The following is an 18,198-nucleotide window of genomic DNA, read 5'->3' as shown; positions in this document are numbered from 1 at the left end:
TGTCCGTGCCCATGTCCGTGCCCATGTCCGTGCCCATGTCCGTGCCCGTGTGGCGCATGGTCCCGCTGGTCAGTCATGGCATTCCTCGCTTGCGCAATTCGACCCTTTTGATCAGGATATGTAGTCATGTACGCACGCGACAACACCTCAGGTGCCAACCAGTCGCAAGAGCAACCCACTCCCGCCCAGGTGAACGCGGCCGTGGATGCCTTCCGGATGCTCAGCGACGGCACCCGGCTGAGGCTGATGTGGTTGCTGTCATCCGGCGAGAAGGATGTGAACTCTCTTGCCGAGGCCATCGGCGTGCCACGACCGTCCGTGTCGCAGCACCTCGCCAAGCTCCGGCTGGCGGGGCTGGTGGACACCCGCAGGGACGGGCGTCGCGTGCTCTACCGGGCACGCGACTCCCACGTACGGGCTCTCATAGCGGAGGCTCTGTTCCACGCCGACCACGAGGTGTCCGGCCTGCCTCGTCACGACTAGCCGGATTCCCTGCCCCGGGGGTTCAGGCGCGGGCGGCCAGCTTGGCGACGACGTCCACGATGCGGGCGGCACGTTCCAGCTCGGCGCGGTGGAACACCGGCCCGTCCGCCCTGGCGACCACCAGGTGCAACCCCTGCGCCACCACCGGCAGCAGCATCAGGCGCAGTTCGTCGGCGTCCATGGTGGCGGCTCGCGGTGGGGGTTCCGGCAGGTTCAGCTCGAACTTCTCGGGAGCGGCCAGCGAGGCGTGCCGTACGGCACCGTCGGCCAGCGCCACCGACCACTCCGCCCCGCACAACCCCGGCAGCGCGTCCACCAGCGCGGCGAATCCCCGGGCGGGCTGGGACACGACGTGCATGAGAAGGTCGTAGTCCAGCGCCGAGCCCGGCACCTCCTTGGTCGCCCAGACGCCCTCCACCCGCACACCCGGCATGGCCGACAATCGATCACGAGCGTCTGAGGTGGTCACCGGCCCCGGCCAGGAAACAGTGAAATCGTCCACGGCCCGTCCGGCCTCGCGTTCGAGCACGGTCACCTGCAGGATGTCCGCGCCCAGCGCTCCAAGTGCCTTGGCGACCTGGCCAAGGCCGCCCGGCCGGTCCGGCAGCGACACCCTCAGTCGCAGCAGCATTGCCGCCTCCTTTCAGAGGCTCTCACAGTGCCGTGGAAAAGTTTCGAGCATGTTCCACGGATATGTCGCGCATGCTGCGGTTATATCCCAGCATGCAGTGTTAAGTCCGGAATGTCGATAAAGGGCTGGCGCGGGTTTCCGCAGGTCATGGTACGCCCCTCCCCCGCGCCTTCCGCCACCGCCACACCCCCGACCACGCCCCCGCCACCGCCCCGCACCGCCGCCCCCGCGCCGGGCCCCCGACGTGACGCCGTAGCGCGCTCGTCGTAGCAGGCCGACCGGCTGGGAGCGCAGGGCGGGAGGTGGTGTGGGATCAGGCGAAGACGTCCTGTTGGTAGCGACCGGAGGACTCCAGCTCGGCCAGCCACCCAGCCCCGTCCTCCCCCATCCGCGACCGGTAGATGTCCAGCAGCGTCTGCCGCACCGCCGGAGCCATCCGCAGCCCGTCCCCGCAGACGTACACGTACGCCCCCTGGGAGAGCAGCTCCCACACCTCGTCGGCGTGCGCCGCGACGGCGTCCTGGACGAACCGGTGCGGGTGCCCCGGCACGGCGGAGTACGCGGCGTGCGCGGGCACGCCCCAGCGGGCCAGGTCGTCCGCGTACAGCTCGTCATGCTGGGGGTGGCGGCAGCCGGTGAAGACGGCGGCGCGGCCGGGAGCCCCGGCGAGCAGCCGCTCCTCGATGAAGCCGCGCAGCGGCGCGAAGCCGGTGCCGGGGCCGACGAGGATCACCGGCGTGGCCGGGTCGTCCGGCAGCCGGAACGGCGGCGCGGGCACGCGGATGTAGCCGTAGAACACCTCACCCTCCTTCAGCCCGGCGAGGTAGGCCGAGCACATGCCCTGGTAGGTGCCCGTGCCGGACCAGGCGGGGCCCTCGACGAGGCCGACGGTGAGGCGCACGAGCGAGGGGTCGGCCAGCGGCGAGGAGGAGACCGAGTAGTAGCGCGGCTTGATCGGCCCGGCCATCTCCAGGAACACCGGCAGCGGCAGCTCGATCGCGGGGAAGCGGTCGAGCAGGGCCAGCGGGGAGACGCGCTTGGCGAGGATCTCGTCGGCGTAGTTCGCGGTCAGCTCGGTGAGCTGGCCCTTGGTCCAGGGGCAGGCGGTGTGCGCGGCCAGCGCCTCCAGGTCGGACCTGGTGGCGACCTCCTGCAGCTCGGCGAACTCGCTCAGCAGCAGGCCCGCCGTGACCGCCGTGTCCACGGGCAGGTGGGTGGAGCCGGCGGCGCGCAGCCGTACCACCTGCTCGCGGGGGACGCGCAGGCAGCGCAGCGCCCACTCCACCAGCTCGGGGTCGTTCTTGGCGAAGACGGCCACGTGGTCGCCCGCCGAGTAGGTGACGCCTTCGGGCAGCCGGGCCACGATGGAGCGCACGCCGGGGCGCGGCGCCTCGGTGGAGAAGTCCCAGAGGCCGGTCGGGTCGGAGGTCAGCTCCTCGTTGGAGACGACGGTCAGCGGGAATGCTCGGGAGGAGACGACCGCGGGCCGGACCTCGGCCTCGCTGAGCACCTCCATCTCGTAACGCGGCCCGGCACTCTCGGCCGAAGCCGAGTACTCCTCGGCCAGCGCCGCCCACAGCCCGGCCGTCCAGGCGGTCACGTCGCCGTCGAAGTCGCCGTCCGCGTCGGCCTCGCCGCGCTCGATCAGCGGCACCGCTCCGGCGGCCGTCAGCTTCTCGTACGCGCGCTTCGGGAACTCCTGGTACGTGGGCCACTGCGTGTTCCCGCAGCCCAGCACGGCCAGCCGGACCCCGGACAGGTCGGGCAGCGCCTCCAGGGCGTCGAAGCGCTGGGCGTTGTCGGGGGCCTTGCCGTTGTAGGAGGAGGCGACCACGACCAGCAGGCCCGCGCTCGGCGGCGTCATGTCGTCGAGCGTAGTCAGCGTCGTGGCGAAGCCCGCGCGACCGGCCCGCTCGGCCAGGCGTTCGGCGATGTCGGAGCTGGTGCCGAGGTTGGAGCCGTAGGCGACGGTGAGCGGCACGCCGGTGACCGCGATCTCCTGCTGCGCGCTCTCCTCGACCTCCTGGGCCACGACGACGGTCCGCTCGTGCGCCCGCCGCTCGCGGACCCTGAGCGTGAACCCGTCGGGCTTGAGGGTGAGGGTCTGCTTGATCTTCATGCGGTAGACGTTCGGGTCGGAGATCGCGAACCGCCGCAGGATCATCGCCAGCGCCAGCCTGGCCTCGGTCAGCGCGAACTGGCGGCCGATGCAGGCCCGCTCGCCGTTGCCGAACGGCTTGTAGGCCCCGGGGTGGTGGCTCTTCTTGTTCTCCGGCAGCCAGCGGTCGATGTCGAACTCGTCCGGCCGCTCCCACGCCTTGGGGCTGTGGTGCAGCACCGGCAGCAGCACGCCGACGCCCTGGTCCTTCGCGATGGGGTAGCCGCCGATCGTGGTGTCCTCGAGCGCGCTGACGCTGAAGGCCGGGATCGGCGACCAGTGCCGCAGCGTCTCCTCCAGGATGCGCGCGATGACGTCGAGCTTCATGATCGTCTCGTACGTGGGCGGCTCGTCGCCCGGCAGCAGCCGGTCCACCTCCTCGTAGGCGCGCGCCAGGGTGTGCGGCTCGCGCAGCAGGTTGTACAGCGCGAAGGAGAGCAGGCCGCTGGTGGTCTCGTGGCCGGCGATGAGGAAGGTGAGGACCTGGTTGCGGATGTTCTCGTCGGACAGGCGGGCGCCGCTCTGCGGGTCGGACGCCTCCAGCATGAGGCCGAGCAGGTCCTTGGAGCCGGTGGCGCCCTCGGCCCGGCGCTGCCTGATCACGTCGTCGACCAGCGACTGCATGGTGGCGATGTCGCGCCGGTACGCCTCCTCGTGCCCGCGCTTGAGCTTGGTGACGAACGGCAGCTGCTGGTTGCGCAGCATGGCCTCGGTGAGCGCGCCGCCCATGGCCTGCAGGAACGGGTGCAGCTCGGGCGAGTCGAAGGAGTGGAAGCGGTAGCCGAACCCGGTGAGCGAGATCGTGTCCAGCGTCAGCCTGGTCATGTCGTCGGCGACGGGCAGGTCCTCCCCCTGGCGGGCCGCCCACGACTCGACGAGCTGCTCGGCGACCTCGAGCATCTGCCCGTAGTACGCCTTCATCGCCCGCTGGCTGAAGGCCGGCATCAGGATGCGATGCGCGTGCCCCCACACCGGCTCGTCCGGATCGGCCGTGAACAGCCCGTCACCGGCGAAGTCGCGCACGATCGACAGCGGCGGCTTGATCCGCTTGACGAACCGGCTCTCATCGCACACCTCCGCGACCATGTCGGGGTCGTACACCAGCACGATCGTGCGGCCGGCGACCTCCAGCCGGAAGATGCCCTCGTCGTACTGGGAGGCGACCTGGATGAAGTGCTCCACCGGCGAGTGAGAGGGAATCTGCAGCGTGTTGCCGAGGATGGGCAGGCCCTGCGGGGCGGGGATCTCCGCCATGATTTGCTCCCTTCGAGTAGCCATACACCGTATGGCTGACGCTACCATACGGTGTATGGCAGTGAGCGCACGCAGGGGTGCCCCCTTGACCCTCGACGAGATCAGCTCCACGGCGATACGCCTGATGGACGCGAGCGGGGTGGACGGGCTGTCCATGCGCAAGCTGGCAGCCGAGCTGAACGTCAACCCGATGTCGCTCTATCACCACGTGGAGAGCAAGGACGCGCTGCTGGCGCTGGTCTGCGCCACGACGGCCGAGCGCATGCACGTCCCGCCGGACGACGGCGCCCCGTGGGAGGAGCAGCTCATGGCGCTGGCGCTGGACTACCACCGGCACGCGAAGGAACACCCCGCCATCTGGGGATATGTCCACACTCATCCGAGGCTCGTCGCCGACCGGCGGCTGCCCATCTGGCAGACGCTCTACCGCATCCTGCGGCTGGCGGGGGTGCCGGACTCCGAGCTGCGGCGGACGAGCGACATCCTGCACGCGTTCGTCTCGGGCTTCATCCTGATGGAGACCCAGGGGCACATGTCGGACGACCCCGAGGAGATCCACCGCACCTTCGACGCGGCCATCCAGCTGATCATCGACGGCCTGGCGCGCCCCACCTCCCGATAAGGATGGTCAGTTGGAAAACCCAACCCACCGGGTCTACAGTGGGTTCAGTTTTCCAACTGATGAGGAGGGCGCTGTGCGTGATGCCGTCATCGTGCAAGCCGTACGTACTCCGATCGGCAAGGGCAAACCGGGCGGCGGCCTGTCCGCGATCCACCCGGTGGACCTGCTCGCGCACACGCTGCGCGCCCTGATCGAGCGCAGCGGGGTGGACCCGTCACTGGTGGACGACGTGATCGGCGGCTGCGTCGACCAGGTGGGCGAGCAGGCCATGAACACCACCCGCAACGCCTGGCTGGCGGCCGGCCTCCCGGAGTCGGTGCCCGCCGTCACGGTGGACCGGCAGTGCGGTTCGTCACAGCAGGCCGTGCATTTCGCCGCGCAAGGGGTGATGTCGGGCGCGTACGACCTGGTGGTGGCGTGCGGCGTGGAGTCGATGAGCCGGGTGCCGATGTGGTCGAACGTGCCCCCGGGCGCCGACCCGTTCGGCCCGGCCCTGGCCGGGCGCTTCCCCGACGGGCTGGTGCCGCAGGGCATCAGCGCGGAGCTCATCGCGGCCAAGTGGTCGCTCAGCCGTGAGCAGCTCGACGAGTTCTCCGCCGGCTCGCACCGCAAGGCCGCCGCCTCGTCCTTCGCCGGCGAGCTCGCGCCCGTCGGCGGGCTCGACCGGGACGAGTCGGTACGCCCGAGCACGACGCCGGAGATCCTGGCCGGACTCAAGCCCGCCTTCGCCGACCCCGGTTACGCCGAGCGGTTCCCGCAGATCGACTGGTCGGTGACCGCGGGCAACAGCAGCCCGGTCAACGACGGGGCGGCGGCCGTACTGGTCACCACCTCGGAGACGGCGGCCCGCCTGGGCCTGCGGCCCCTGGCCCGCCTGCACAGCTTCGCCGTCGTCGGCTCGGACCCGATCCTCATGCTCACCGGCGTCATCCCGGCCACGGAGAAGGTCCTGCGCCGCGCGGGGCTGAGTCTCGCCGACATCGACCTGTTCGAGGTCAACGAGGCGTTCGCGAGCGTCGTACTGGCCTGGCTGCAAGAGACCGGCGCCGACCCGGCCAAGGTCAACATCAAGGGCGGCGCCATCGCCCTCGGCCACCCGCTGGGCGCCAGCGGCGCCCGCATCGCCACGACCCTGGTCCACGCGATGGCCGAGCGCGGCGCCCGCTACGCGCTGCAGACCATGTGCGAAGCAGGCGGCCTCGCCAACGCCCTCATCCTCGAACGGCCCTGACAACACCTTTGGAGCAGTCCTCATGAAGATCTCCGGCAGCGTCGCACTCGTCACCGGCGCCAACCGCGGCCTGGGCGCCGCCTTCGCCCAGGCCCTCCTGGACCGGGGAGCCCGCACGGTCTACGCGGCCGCCAGGAACCCCGCCACGATCACCGACACGAACCTCACCCCGATCGAGCTCGACGTCACCGACCCGGCCGCCGTCGCGGCCGCGGCCGAGCGCTGCGGCGACGTGAACCTGCTCGTCAACAACGCCGGCATCTCGCGCTCCGGCAGCTCGGACCTGGACTCGGCACGCGCCGAGATGGACACCAACTACTTCGGCACCCTGTCCATGAGCCGCGCCTTCGCCCCGGTCCTGGCCCGCAACGGCGGCGGGGCGCTGGTGAACGTCCTGTCGGTGCTGTCGTTCATCACGCTGCCCCAGGCGAGCGGGTACGCCGCGTCGAAGGCGGCGGCGTGGTCCCTGACCAACGCCCTGCGGCTGGAGCTGAAGGAGCAGGGCACCCACGTCCTGGGGGTGCACGCGGGCTTCATCGACACCGACATGGCCGCCCACGTCACCGGACCCAAGATCACTCCCGCGGAGGTCGTCACGCAGACCCTCGACGCCCTGGAGACCGGGGCCTACGAGGTGCTGGCCGACGCCATCAGCCGGCAGTCGAAGGCCGGGCTCTCGGGCGAGCTGGAGCGCCTCTACCCGGCGCTGGCCGCCGGCGACTAGCGCCTCAGGCGCTCGCCTCCCAGACGGCCTCGAACGCCTGCTCCGTGATCTCGGTCAGCTCCCAGACCTCCAGCGGCTGGTCGGTGAGGAAACCGTGCTCGTCCTGCAGGTGGCGCCACCAGTAACGGTGGGCGGTCCGGTCGGTGCCCACCAGCACCTGCCGGATCGCCCACTGTTCGAGGCCGTCGCCCTCGACGCTCTCGAACAGCCAGGCGCGCCCGTCCTCGTCGCCCAGGTGCCAGTAGCGCCGGGGGGAGTCGGACTCGGCGAGCTGCCGCACCAGCGGCTGGCGAAGATCTGGAAGCACCGGTCCACTCTAGAACGAGCGCAGCCCGCCGACGGCGATCTCCGCGGCGCGGGCCATCGAGGCCATGATCTCCTCCTCCGACTGGCCGGCCTCGCGGGCGGCGCTGCCCGCGCCCTGGACCGCGCCCACGAAGGAGCCGGCCACCGCCGCGGCGCTGATCGGGTCGAGCACGTCGGGGAAGGCCTCCAGCAGGTGCCGGGTGACCTCGCGCTGCACGCCGAACGTCATGTGCAGGGCCTTGGCCTGGATGGAGGGCACGGTCGCGAGCAGGTGCTCGTAGACCTTCGCCAGCTCGCGGTCGCCGCCCATCGGGCCCTTGGTCAGGTAGTGGGCGATGACCCGGTGGTAGGTCTTGAGCAGCACGTCGGCGACGCGGTCCGACGGCTCGCGCTCGGCGACCACGCCGGCCATTTGCTCCATGTACTCCATGACCTCGGCGAACAGCACGTCTTCCTTGGTCGGGAAGTAGTTGAAGAACGTCTTGGTGGCGACGTCGGCCGCGGCGGCGATCTGCGCGACGGTCGTCTGCTCATAGCCCTGCTCGGCGAACAGCCTGAGCGCCGTGCCGACGAGCAACTGCCTGGTCTGCCGCTTCTTACGCTCGCGCCGCGACTCCTCCATGGTCCGCAAGCTTACACTCACTGCATCTTTACACTCGCCCATCGCCCGTGCGGAGGCGCGGCAGACCGTGCCCCAGGCGGTCCATCGGGGTGGGGCGGTGTACCCGGGAGATCCCGCACCGGCGCGGGAAGGGGCCGGAGGGAGCGCCTCAGTGCTGGTAGGCGCCCGCGTCGGGGGCTCCCGCCAGCGGCTTGCCGGCCATGTCCTTGCCGAACGCGCTGCCGCCGTACCACTTGGGGCTGAGGGGCAGGCCGCGGCCGAGCGCCGGCGAGCCGGGCCGCAGCCGCAGGTCGGTGCGGGAGACGAACTTCGGGTCGGCCACGATCGACTTCGGCCCCAGCTTGAACCGGCTCACGCGGCCCCGGTAGACGCTGCCGCCCTCGTCGGCCCCGTTGCCGTCCTCCCAGCCGGCCTCGCCGCCCACCACGATCACGTTGTTGCGCAGCTTCAGGATCGACGGGGCGCAGCCGTCGTGGCAGGACCAGCCGATGGTGTCCTTGGCCGGCAGGTAGACCGAGTTCTGGACGGCGACCGTGCCCTTGACGGGCCCGACGATGTGGCGCGGGCCGCGGGTGATGAGGAACGAGCCGCGGCTGCGGGAGGAGGTCACGACGTTGAAGGCGAACACGTTGCCGGTCGCGGTCTTGCCCTTCTGGGCGCCGAGCTCGGTGAACGTCTCGTTGTTCCTGGCGATGTTGTGGGTGACGCGGTTGCGGTCGCCGTCGAAGATCTCGACGGCGGCCCCGTCGGTGCCGTAGTCGGCGCTCTTGGCGAAGCTGCCGGTGATGGTGTTGCCGGTCACGAGGTTGTCGTCGCCGTTGAGCAGCACGCCGAAGGCGCCGGAGTCGTTGTCGCCGCCCTCGTCGTTGACGCTCATCCGGTTGTTGTCGGTCAGGACGCTGTCGCGGATGACGTTGCGCGAGCCGGACGGGGTGACGTAGACGCCCGCGATGTTGCGGTCGGCCTGCACGCCGGACAGCTCGTTGCTGTCGCCGGCGACCTGGAAGCCGGCCCAGCGGCAGCCGGAGGCCCGCAGGCCGCCGACCCGCCAGTGGTTGCCGCTGAGCACGACGCAGTCGTCGTCCGTGCCGCTGATCCTGGCCAGCGGGCCGGTGCCGTACGCCTGGATGACGATGGGCCTGGCCGCGGTGCCGTCGGCCTCCAGCTTGAGCGGGCCGGTGAAGGAGCTGCCGCGCTTGAAGCTGACCGCGTCGCCCGGCTTGAGGTCGGCGGAGTTGACCTTGTCGAGGGACTTCCACGGCGCGGTGGCGCTGGTGCCCGCCGCGTCGTCGTTACCCGACTTCGAGTCCACGTAGTACGTGGTGCCCGCCAGCGCGTGCGCCGGGGCCGCAGGCGAGAAAGCAGGCAGGAGAGCCGCCATGACGGCTACGGACAGCAACCTCATTCGAGCACACCACTGTCGAGTCGGAACGGAAGGGGGAGCCTAACGTAGCGTGATCAGCGCGCGAGACGCCAGAGGCGCACCGAAGGTCCGTCGCCCGGCAGCACGTCCCCGTCCTCGGCGTTGTAGAGGCCGCGGGCGTGGACGCCGAGGCGGAGCGGCGCGCCGGGCGCCCGCCGCACGCACACCAGGACCGACTCCTCGTACGTCTCCCGCGCGAAGACCAGGCAGTCGGCGTCGGCGTGCAGCCAGCGCAGGCCGCCGTGGCGCAGCGCGGGCTCGGCGCGGCGCAGCCCGAACAGCTCCCGGTAGGCCGCCAGCGTCGGGAGGTCCTGGTCGGCGGGCCGGTTCCAGGGCATCGGGGTGCGGGAGTGCTCGCCGTTCACCCCGGTCAGGCCGAACTCGCTGCCCGCGAACATCATCGGCGTGCCCGGCAGCGTGGCCTGCAGGCCGAGCGCGAGCAGGTGGCGCTCGCGCGAGCCGGTGACGGTGCGGATGCGGGGCGAGTCGTGCGAGTCGAGCAGCTGCCAGGAGTGGACGAGCGAGCGCCACGACATGTGGGACGCGAACGACCGGAACGTGGCCAGCGCGGCCGTCCCGTCGCGCGACGGCACGCCGCCCGGCACGCCGAGAAAGTGGTCGAGGTCCAGCTCGGGCCCGCGCAGCCAGGCCCAGACGGGGCGGGTGAAGCCGCCGTAGTTCATGGTGCCGTGCCAGCCGTCACGGTCGAGGTCGGCCGAGGCGTCGTGGTTGTGCTCGGCGATGAACGCGGCCTCGGGACCCAGCTCGGCCCGCAGCAGGGCGGCGACCTCGTGGTTGTGGTCGTCGGCGGCGCGCCTTCCGGTCATGTTGGCCACGTCCACGCGCCAGCCGTCCAGCGGCCCGAGCCACTTCTTCAGTACGGCCCGCATGCGGGCGCGGACCAGCTCGCTGCCCCAGTTGAGCTTGGGCAGCGTCTTGACGCCCCACCAGGACTCGTAGTCGCCGGTGTCGCGGTCGAAGTAGAACATCTCGCGCTCGACCGCGTTCACGTCGGAGACGGCCGCGGTGAACCATTCGTGCGTGTCGCCGCAGTGGTTGGTGGTGATGTCGCCGAGCAGCCGCATGCCGCGCGCGTGCAGGGCGCCGGACAGGCGCTGCAGCGCCTCGTCGCCGCCGAGCAGCGGGTCGACGTGCTCGAACGTGGAGGCGTTGTAGCGGTGGTTGGAGCGGGCGGGGAAGATCGGCGTCAGGTAGACGGTGTCGGCGCCGAGGCTCTGGATGTGGTCGAGCCGCTGGGCGACGCCGTCGAGGTCGCCGCCGTAGAACTGCCCCGAGGTGCCGGGGCCGGCGGGGATGACCGGGTCGTGGTCCCAGTCGCGGGGCAGCGCCCAGTCGGGCAGGTCGCGCATGGGCCGGGAGCGGTCGAAGCGGTCGGGGAAGATCTGGTAGACGATCGCGTCCGACATCCAGGAGGGCGGCGGCTGGTGGCACACGAGGCGGAAGTCGCCCGCGTCGGTCACGTCGTGGGTGACGAGCCCGGCCGCGGTCAGCCACGCCTGGCCGGCCCGCGTGGCGAGCAGGAACCGGTACGGGGTGACCGGGTTGACCGCGGTGATCTCGGCCCGCCACCAGACGTCCGTGCCGCCGTACCCGCCGACGTCCCGCCGCGACGGGTCCGGCGCCGCCTCGGCGTAGCGCGGCTCGCCGTCGTGCACGGTACGCACGTGCACGCCCGTGATCCCGGCGGCCAGCGGCGCCCGCAGCCACAGCGTCACCCGCGAGCCGACGGCGGGCTCCTGCTCGGAGACGTACAGAGCTGAGCCGTCGTGATGCGGCTCCCCCATGAAGCGCAAATGCACCTATCCCTTGACAGCCCCGGCGGTGAGCCCGGAGACGATGTACTTCTGCAACCAGAGGAACACACTCACCGTCGGAATCGCGGTAAGCAGGGTCGCGGCGGCGAACATGCCGAAGTTCGCGTTGCGGTGGTCGCCGGCGATCATCCCGTACATGCCGACGGCGAGGGTCTTGCTCTCGGGGTCGCGCAGGAACACGTTCGCCATGAGGAACTCGCTCATCGTGCCGATGAACGCCAGCAGCGCCGTGACCGCGAGGATCGGCGTGACCAGCGGCATGATGACCCGCCAGAAGATCTGCGCGTGCGTGGCCCCGTCCACGGTGGCGGCCTCGTCCAGCTCCTTCGGCACGGTGTCGAGGAAGCCCTTCATCAGCCAGGTGTTCACGCCGAGCGCGCCGCCGAGGTAGAGCAGCAGCAGCCCCCACACGGTGTTGAACCCGAAGGGCGGGTACAGCTCGGTCACCCTGGTGAAGATCATGAAGATCGTCACGATGGCCAGGAACTGCGGGAACATCTGGATGAGCAGCAGCGCCAGCAGCCCGACCCGGCGGCCCGCGAAGCGCATGCGGCTGAAGGCGTACGCGGCCAGCATCGACAGCAGCAGGCTCGCGAACGAGGACACCAGCGCGATGAACACCGAGTTGAAGAACCACCGGCCGAACGGGTAGCTGTCGGAGGTCAGCAGGTTGGCGAAGTTGGTCAGGCTGGCCCCGGTCGGCAGCAGGTCGGTGGAGGCCAGCGTGCCCATGGGGTTGATCGCGGCCGAGACCACGAACAGGATCGGGAAGAGCGCGAACGCGCACACGATCAGCACGAAGACGTGCCTGAGGGCGAGCTTCACGCGTAGACCTCCTCCTGCTTGCGGGTACGGCGGAACGCCACGGCCGAGATGACGGCCACGATCGTGAAGATGAACACCGAGACCGCCGCCGCGAAGCCGAACTGCGCGCCGCCCGCGCCGAACGCCAGCCTGAAGGTGTAGGTGATCAGCAGGTCGGTGCCGCCCACCTGCGGGTTGTCGGCCGGGAACGGCCCGCCCTCGGTGGTGAGCGCGATCGCGTTGAAGTTGTTGAAGTTGTAGGCGAACGACGAGATCAGCAGCGGCGTGAGCGCGACCAGCAGCAGCGGCAGCGTCACCCGCCGGAACGCCTTCCACGGCGTGGCCCCGTCGATGGCCGCCGCCTCGGTCAGCTCGCGTGGGATGGCCTGCAGCGCGCCGGTGGTGACGAGGAACATGTACGGGAAGCCGAGCCAGAGGTTGACCAGGATCACCCCGAACCGGGCGGTCCCGGTCTCGCCCAGCCAGTCGACGTTGGCGCCGAGGAGCTGGTTGATCAGGCCGAAGTCGCGGTTGAACATGTCACGCCAGACCAGCAGCATGGCGAAGGCAGGCATCGCGTACGGCAGGATCAGCGCGATCCGGTAGAACCGGGTGCCGCGCATCCGCGGATGGTGCAGCGCCAGCGCGACCGACATGCCGAGCGCGAACGTGCCGAGCACGGAGGCCAGCGCGAAGACCAGGTTCCAGCCGAACACCCCGGCGAAATATCCCGAGATAGTCGGATTTGTCAGCACCCGAGCGAAGTTGTCGAGCCCGACGCCGACCTGCCAGCCCTGCGCCAGGTGCTCGCCCTTGGCGTTGACGAAGAAGCCCTGGCTCTCGTCGGCCGTCCAGGTGTCGCCGTTGCCGCGCACGCAGTCGCAGCCGGCGTCGTACACGAGCGCCGCCTTGCCCTCGACGGCCCGGCTGAGCCCGTTCGCCTTGATCACGCCGTCGCCGGTCGGCACGGCCAGCGCCGAGATCTGCTGCCCGCGGGCGGCGGCCTCGGGCGCCTTGAGCACGGTCAGCCCGGGGGCCGCCAGCACCTTGCCGGTGACCCCGACCTGGGCGCCCGTCAGCGGCGACAGACCCTTGGAGTCGCCCAGCCGCGCCTGCTTGGTCTTCGGGTCGACCAGCAGGAACACCAGCTCGTCACCGCGCAGCGCGGCCGTCATGGCGTACTCGGGCGAGCCCGGGGTCTGCCGCACCGAGCCGGTCTCGATGGCGGTGATGGCGGCGGCCTTGTCGCCGCGGTGCCCGTCGCCGAAGTTCGTGAACGCGGTGGTGACCGTGTAGACGACGGGGAACACCTGGAACGCGATCAGGAAGACGGTGCCGGGGACCAGGTACTTGGCCGGGATGAAGCGGCGGGTCAGGTACAGGTAGGCGATGGCCGCGCTGACGGCGCACAGCAGCGCCAGCGAGACCCACGATTCGGCGGCGACCAGCGGCGGCACGGCGTAGAGCAGGATCGCGGCGGCCACGGCCAGCACCGCGATCCTGCTCACCACGAACGCCGTGGTGATCTCCCGGCGGGGCCGTGGAGCCGGCTCGCTCTCCCCGCCTTTTCTTGGGGCCTCGCGCACGTCGAGCGCCATGATCAGTGCTTGAGCGAGCCGTCGATGGCCTTCTGCGCGGCCGCTGCGGCCTTGGCCGCGTCGCCGCCCTTGACGACGGCGGTCTCGGCGATGCCGAACGGCTCCCAGATGGCCGCCATCTCGGGGATGGCCGGCATCGGCAGGCCGTCCTTGCCCGCCTCCATGAACTTGGCCGCGTCCGGGTCGCTCGCCTGGACCTCCTGGAGGGCGGCGGTCAGCGCCGGGGGCCGCGGGTCGGCCTCGTACAGCGCCTTCGCGACGTCCTTGTTGGTCACGTAGTTGGCGACGAACTCCTGCGCCAGGGCCTTGTTCTTGCCCTTGGATGCCACGAAGAACGTCTGCACGCCGACGAACGGGGTGGCGGGCTTGCCGCCCTTGAACGACGGGACGGCCGTGATGTCGTACGTGATGCCGCCCTTCTTGACCTCGCTCATCGCCCACGGGCCGGAGATCAGGTAGGCGCACTTGCCGCCGGCGAAGTTCACGATGTAGTTCTCGTTCGTGATCGACGTGCGCAGCGCGCCGTCGCCCTTCTCGCCCAGGTCCTTGAGCTTGCCGAACGCCTTGACGGAGTCGGGCGAGCCGACCAGCACCTGCTTGGGGTCGGGGTCGCCGGTGGAGGTGGCGCCGAACAGCGCGCCGCCCGCGGAGGCGAAGATCGGGTAGACGTGGAAGGCGTCGCCCTTCTGGCCGACGGGGATGCAGAGCACCTCCTTGACCTTGCCGGCCGCCTTGAGCTCCTTGCCCTTGGCGATCATGTCCTCGATCGAGGCGGGCGCGTCGGGGGCGAGCTTGGTGTTGCGGATCAGGGCGATGTTCTCCACCGCGTACGGGGCGCCGTAGACCTGCCCGTTGAACGTGACGGCCTGCATCGCCTTGGCCGAGAAGGCGGCCTTCTGCTCGTCGGTCAGCGTGACGGGGTCGATGGCGCCGTTCTGAACGAGGTTGCCGATCCAGTCGTGCGCGCCGATCATGATGTCGGGGCCGCTGCCCTGCTGGGAGGCGGTGAGGAAGGTCGTCTGGTTGTCCTTGCTGATCTCCTTCACCTCGACGGTCACGCCGTTCTCGGTGCCGAACTGGTCGGCGAACGGCTTGAGCGGCTTGACGCGGCTGGGGTCGGCCCAGATCACGAGTGTGCCGCCGCTCTTGGCCGCCGGGGCGGAGGCGGACGCACCGGGTGCCGCCGGAGAAGCCGGCTGGGAAGCCGGCTGGGATTCGCCGCACGCCGTGGCGGCGAAAGCGAGGGTCGCGAGAGCGGCCACACCCAGAGCCCGCATGCGCATGGAGACCTCCTGAGGTCACGGAGGAACGGCGGCACGCGCCAGCGCCGCCGCCGCCGGAAGAAAGCTCTAACGTTTCCGGGACGTTAGCGGCTCTTTGCAAGAATTGGAAGAACTTGCGAAAGAGCGTTACGTGATCCTCACTGAACCCCGGCGGACGTAGCCCTTCCAAGAGGCTTCAGGTGAAGTACGGGCGGGTCAGCGTGACGTATGCAACTTTCCGCAAGTTGCGCTTGACCCCCGCCGAACGATCGCGACATCCTTCACCCCAACATCAGTGGACATCTCGGGCATCCAGGGAGGACAGCCATGCTCGGCAACGACGACTGGTGGCGTGACGCCGTCGTATACCAGGTCTACCCGCGCAGCTTCGCCGACTCCGACGGCGACGGCATGGGCGACCTCGCCGGCGTGCGTGACCGCCTCGGCTACCTCGCCGACCTGGGCGTGGACGCCATCTGGCTGAGCCCCTTCTACACCTCCCCCATGGCCGACGGCGGCTACGACGTGGCCGACTACCGGGACGTGGACCCCATGTTCGGCACCCTCGCCGACTTCGACGCCCTCGTCGCCGACGCCCACGACGAGGGCATCAGGGTCATCGTGGACCTGGTCCCGAACCACTCCTCCGACCGGCACCCGTGGTTCCAGGCCGGGCTGCGCGACCGCTACATCTTCCGCGACGAGCCCAACGACTGGGAGTCGATCTTCGGCGGCCCCGCCTGGACGCAGGTGGCGGACGGGCAGTGGTACCTGCACCTGTTCGCCCCCGAGCAGCCGGACCTCAACTGGGATAACCCGGACGTGCGCGCCGAGTTCCGCGAGATCCTGCGCTTCTGGCTCGACCGGGGCGTGGACGGCTTCAGGATCGACGTGGCGCACGGCATGATCAAGGCCGCCGGGCTGCCCGACGTGGGGCCGAAGGAGGGCCGCCAGGCCGAGATGCTCGGCGACGAGCAGCTCCCGTACTTCGACCAGGACGGCGTGCACGAGATCTACCGCGAGTGGCGGCCGATCCTCGACTCCTACCCCGGCGGCCGGATGGCGGTGGCGGAGGCGTGGGTGTCCTCCCCCGAGCGGCTGGCCCGCTACGTCGGGCCCGACGAGCTGCACCAGGCGTTCTCGTTCGAGTTCATGATGGCCGACTTCCACGCCAAGTCGTTCCGTACCGTCATCGAGAAGGCGCTGAAGGAGTCGGAGCTGGTCGGCGCGCCCACCACGTGGGTGCTGTCGAACCACGACAAGCCCCGCCACGTCACCCGCCACGGCGGCCTGGCCCGCGCCCGGGCGGCCACGCTGCTCATGCTGGCGCTGCCCGGCTCGGCCTACCTCTACAACGGCGAGGAGCTGGGCCTGCCCGAGGTGCTCGACCTGCCGGACGAGCTGCGCCAGGACCCGGCCTTCCGGCGCACCGGCGAGAGCCGCGACGGCTGCCGGGTGCCGATCCCGTGGACCGCCTCGGGCGACTTCGGCTGGCGCGACCCCTGGCTGCCGATCCCCGCCTCGTGGGGGCCGCTGTCGGCCGAGGCCCAGGAGCACGACCCCGCCTCCACCCTGAACCTCTACCGCGCCGCGCTGAAGCTGCGCAGGGAGCACCCGGCGCTCGGCGGCGGCACCGTGACGTGGCTCGACTCCCCCAAGGACGTGCTGGCCATCGAGCGCGACCCGGGGCTGGTCGTGGTGCTCAACACGGGCGAGGAGCCGGTGCGGCTCGACCTGGGCGGCGAGGTGCTGCTGTCCAGCGGCCCGCTGGCCGAGGACGGGGCCGTCCCGCCGGACACCGCGGTCTGGATCCAGCGCTGACCGGATCCGACCCCGGGTTGGTGGAATCTTTCCCTTAACGCGGCAAATGTCGGTAATCACGCTCGGTAACCTCACAGGGTGCCACCCTGGTGGGCCAGATCCCTTCGCGGACGCGTCACCCTCATCGCGACGGCTGTAGCCGCCCTCGTGCTCATCCCCGTGGCCGTCGCCGGCGTGATCACCGCCAGGTCGCTGATGACGGCCAGCGTGTTCCGCGACACCAGGGACACGGCCGAGCGGATCGCGTACGAGATGCGCGGCGGCGCGCTGCCCATGGGCGCCGCCATCCCGGTGCCCAACCCGCCGGTGGACCTGATCCAGGTCGTCGGCCCCAACGGCCAGATCCTGGCCAGCAGCGACGCGGCCAGGAACCTGCCGCCGCTCAGCGACATCCGCCCCACGTCCGAGAACCGGGTGGTCAGCGTGATGAACTGCCTGCCGACCGAGTGTATCCACGTCACGGCCGTCAGGGTGAGCCTGTTCGCCGACTCCCCCGTGGTCTACGCGGGCCGCAGCACGCCCGACCTGCTGGCCAACCGCGGCCTGGAAGTGGTGGTGTTCGTCGAGGTCGGGATCCTGATCGGGCTGGCGTCGTGGGCCACGTGGCTGGTCACGGGGCGCGCGCTGCGGCCGGTGGCGACCATGCGGGCCGAGCTGGACGCCGTCCACGCGGGCGACCTGAGCCGGCGCGTCACGCAGCCGCCGGGCGGGGACGAGGTGGCCCAGCTCGCCAAGTCCGTCAACGGCACGCTGGCCCGGCTGGAACGCTCGGCCCAGCAGCAGCGCCAGTTCGCCTCCGACGCCTCGCACGAGCTGCGCACCCCCATCGCGGGCCTGCGCGCCCAGCTGGAGAGCGCCCAGCTCTATCCCGACGACACCGACGTCGAGGCGCTGGTGGACAGCGCCCTGCGCGACACCGACCGCCTGGAGGCCATCATCACCGACCTGCTGCTGCTGGCCAGGATCGGCTCCCGGGTGGACGTGGTCAAGGAGCGGGTGGACCTCGCCGAGCTGGTATGCCAGGAGCTGTCCGTGCGCTGCGACAAGGTGCCCGTCCACGTGGACCTGGCCGAGGGGGTGGTGGTCGAGGGCGTACGGCTCCAGCTGGCCAGGGTGCTGACGAACCTGCTGGACAACGCCCAGCGCCACGCCGAGCACACGGTCCAGGTCGAGGTCCGCAGGGAGGGCGAGCACACGGGCCTGCTGGCGGTCGAGAACGACGGCGTGGAGATCGCCGAGGAGGACCGCGAGCGCATCTTCCAGCGCTTCACCCGCCTGGACGCCGCCCGCAGCCGCGACGCCGGCGGAACGGGCCTGGGCCTCGCCATCGCGCGCGACGTCGCGGTGGCCCATGGGGGCCAGATCACCGTTGAGGACCGCGTGGGCGGTGCGAGATTTGTGTTGAGACTTCCGGCTGTTTGACC

15 protein-coding genes are annotated in these 18,198 nt (G+C 70.7%); 6 read left to right on the top strand and 9 right to left on the bottom strand.

What is annotated here, in order from left to right:
- The first annotated feature begins 126 nt into the window (after positions 1 to 126).
- Positions 127 to 483, top strand: coding sequence for a metalloregulator ArsR/SmtB family transcription factor (locus ACIBI9_RS05110; RefSeq protein WP_364855813.1), 357 nt, complete (start codon positions 127 to 129; stop codon positions 481 to 483).
- Between the two features lie 22 nt (positions 484 to 505).
- Here the strand turns inward: ACIBI9_RS05110 and ACIBI9_RS05105 are convergent, their stop codons facing one another.
- Both ACIBI9_RS05105 and ACIBI9_RS05100 read right to left on the bottom strand, forming a co-directional pair.
- Positions 506 to 1,114, bottom strand: a complete 609-nt coding sequence (locus ACIBI9_RS05105) for an ACT domain-containing protein (RefSeq protein ID WP_397220628.1) — start codon at positions 1,112 to 1,114, stop codon at positions 506 to 508.
- Between the two features lie 313 nt (positions 1,115 to 1,427).
- Positions 1,428 to 4,526, bottom strand: a complete 3,099-nt coding sequence (locus ACIBI9_RS05100) for a bifunctional cytochrome P450/NADPH--P450 reductase (RefSeq protein WP_397220627.1) — start codon at positions 4,524 to 4,526, stop codon at positions 1,428 to 1,430.
- Between the two features lie 55 nt (positions 4,527 to 4,581).
- On the opposite strand from ACIBI9_RS05100, the gene ACIBI9_RS05095 reads away from it, so the two are divergent.
- The 3 genes from ACIBI9_RS05095 (at position 4,582) to ACIBI9_RS05085 (ending at position 7,103) form a co-directional block, all read left to right on the top strand.
- Positions 4,582 to 5,148, top strand: coding sequence for a TetR/AcrR family transcriptional regulator (locus ACIBI9_RS05095; protein ID WP_397220626.1), 567 nt, complete (start codon positions 4,582 to 4,584; stop codon positions 5,146 to 5,148).
- Positions 5,149 to 5,221: 73 nt separating this feature from the next.
- A complete protein-coding gene (locus ACIBI9_RS05090; RefSeq protein WP_397220625.1) occupies positions 5,222 to 6,379 on the top strand; it encodes a thiolase family protein in 1,158 nt (385 codons plus the stop codon).
- A 22-nt stretch (positions 6,380 to 6,401) separates the two neighbouring features.
- Positions 6,402 to 7,103, top strand: coding sequence for an SDR family oxidoreductase (locus tag ACIBI9_RS05085; RefSeq protein WP_397220624.1), 702 nt, complete (start codon positions 6,402 to 6,404; stop codon positions 7,101 to 7,103).
- Positions 7,104 to 7,107: 4 nt separating this feature from the next.
- Here the strand turns inward: ACIBI9_RS05085 and ACIBI9_RS05080 are convergent, their stop codons facing one another.
- The 7 genes from ACIBI9_RS05080 to ACIBI9_RS05050 all read right to left on the bottom strand — a co-directional run bounded on the left by ACIBI9_RS05080 (position 7,108) and on the right by ACIBI9_RS05050 (position 14,974).
- A complete protein-coding gene (locus ACIBI9_RS05080) occupies positions 7,108 to 7,410 on the bottom strand; it encodes a hypothetical protein (protein WP_397220623.1) in 303 nt (100 codons plus the stop codon).
- A gap of 9 nt (positions 7,411 to 7,419) precedes the next feature.
- Positions 7,420 to 8,031: a TetR/AcrR family transcriptional regulator gene (locus ACIBI9_RS05075; RefSeq protein WP_397220622.1), complete on the bottom strand. Its 612-nt coding sequence runs from the start codon at positions 8,029 to 8,031 to the stop codon at positions 7,420 to 7,422.
- 148 nt (positions 8,032 to 8,179) lie between these two features.
- The gene (locus ACIBI9_RS05070; protein WP_397220621.1) at positions 8,180 to 9,436 is read right to left on the bottom strand and encodes a NosD domain-containing protein; all 1,257 of its coding nucleotides are present in this window, start codon (positions 9,434 to 9,436) and stop codon (positions 8,180 to 8,182) included.
- Positions 9,437 to 9,489: 53 nt separating this feature from the next.
- Positions 9,490 to 11,259, bottom strand: a complete 1,770-nt coding sequence (locus tag ACIBI9_RS05065) for a glycoside hydrolase family 13 protein (RefSeq protein WP_397220620.1) — start codon at positions 11,257 to 11,259, stop codon at positions 9,490 to 9,492.
- A 15-nt stretch (positions 11,260 to 11,274) separates the two neighbouring features.
- Complete coding sequence (locus ACIBI9_RS05060; protein WP_397220619.1) at positions 11,275 to 12,114, bottom strand: sugar ABC transporter permease; 840 nt, start codon at positions 12,112 to 12,114, stop codon at positions 11,275 to 11,277.
- Positions 12,111 to 13,691 (bottom strand): ABC transporter permease subunit, encoded by a 1,581-nt coding sequence (locus tag ACIBI9_RS05055; RefSeq protein WP_397220618.1) that lies wholly within the window; start codon positions 13,689 to 13,691, stop codon positions 12,111 to 12,113. Before ACIBI9_RS05055 ends, ACIBI9_RS05060 begins: the two co-directional genes overlap by 4 nt.
- Positions 13,692 to 13,693: 2 nt before the next feature.
- Complete coding sequence (locus ACIBI9_RS05050) at positions 13,694 to 14,974, bottom strand: extracellular solute-binding protein (RefSeq protein ID WP_397220617.1); 1,281 nt, start codon at positions 14,972 to 14,974, stop codon at positions 13,694 to 13,696.
- A 306-nt stretch (positions 14,975 to 15,280) separates the two neighbouring features.
- On the opposite strand from ACIBI9_RS05050, the gene ACIBI9_RS05045 reads away from it, so the two are divergent.
- Both ACIBI9_RS05045 and ACIBI9_RS05040 read left to right on the top strand, forming a co-directional pair.
- Positions 15,281 to 16,774 (top strand): glycoside hydrolase family 13 protein, encoded by a 1,494-nt coding sequence (locus tag ACIBI9_RS05045; protein WP_397220616.1) that lies wholly within the window; start codon positions 15,281 to 15,283, stop codon positions 16,772 to 16,774.
- 78 nt (positions 16,775 to 16,852) lie between these two features.
- Positions 16,853 to 18,196, top strand: a complete 1,344-nt coding sequence (locus ACIBI9_RS05040; protein WP_397220615.1) for a sensor histidine kinase — start codon at positions 16,853 to 16,855, stop codon at positions 18,194 to 18,196.
- The last annotated feature ends 2 nt before the right edge of the window (positions 18,197 to 18,198 follow it).

This window comes from Nonomuraea sp. NPDC050451 (assembly GCF_044458585.1).
The sequence above is the reverse complement of the archived record's forward strand: the minus strand, read 5'-3'. Positions and strand labels throughout refer to the sequence as shown.

Coding starts and splice junctions, on each gene's coding strand:
- ACIBI9_RS05110 (WP_364855813.1), top strand. CDS start 127: ATGTACGCACGCGACAACACCTCAGGTGCCAACCAGTCGCAAGAGCAA.
- ACIBI9_RS05105 (WP_397220628.1), bottom strand. CDS start 1,114: ATGCTGCTGCGACTGAGGGTGTCGCTGCCGGACCGGCCGGGCGGCCTT.
- ACIBI9_RS05100 (WP_397220627.1), bottom strand. CDS start 4,526: ATGGCGGAGATCCCCGCCCCGCAGGGCCTGCCCATCCTCGGCAACACG.
- ACIBI9_RS05095 (WP_397220626.1), top strand. CDS start 4,582: ATGGCAGTGAGCGCACGCAGGGGTGCCCCCTTGACCCTCGACGAGATC.
- ACIBI9_RS05085 (WP_397220624.1), top strand. CDS start 6,402: ATGAAGATCTCCGGCAGCGTCGCACTCGTCACCGGCGCCAACCGCGGC.
- ACIBI9_RS05075 (WP_397220622.1), bottom strand. CDS start 8,031: ATGGAGGAGTCGCGGCGCGAGCGTAAGAAGCGGCAGACCAGGCAGTTG.
- ACIBI9_RS05070 (WP_397220621.1), bottom strand. CDS start 9,436: ATGAGGTTGCTGTCCGTAGCCGTCATGGCGGCTCTCCTGCCTGCTTTC.
- ACIBI9_RS05065 (WP_397220620.1), bottom strand. CDS start 11,259: ATGGGGGAGCCGCATCACGACGGCTCAGCTCTGTACGTCTCCGAGCAG.
- ACIBI9_RS05055 (WP_397220618.1), bottom strand. CDS start 13,691: ATGGCGCTCGACGTGCGCGAGGCCCCAAGAAAAGGCGGGGAGAGCGAG.
- ACIBI9_RS05050 (WP_397220617.1), bottom strand. CDS start 14,974: ATGCGCATGCGGGCTCTGGGTGTGGCCGCTCTCGCGACCCTCGCTTTC.
- ACIBI9_RS05045 (WP_397220616.1), top strand. CDS start 15,281: ATGCTCGGCAACGACGACTGGTGGCGTGACGCCGTCGTATACCAGGTC.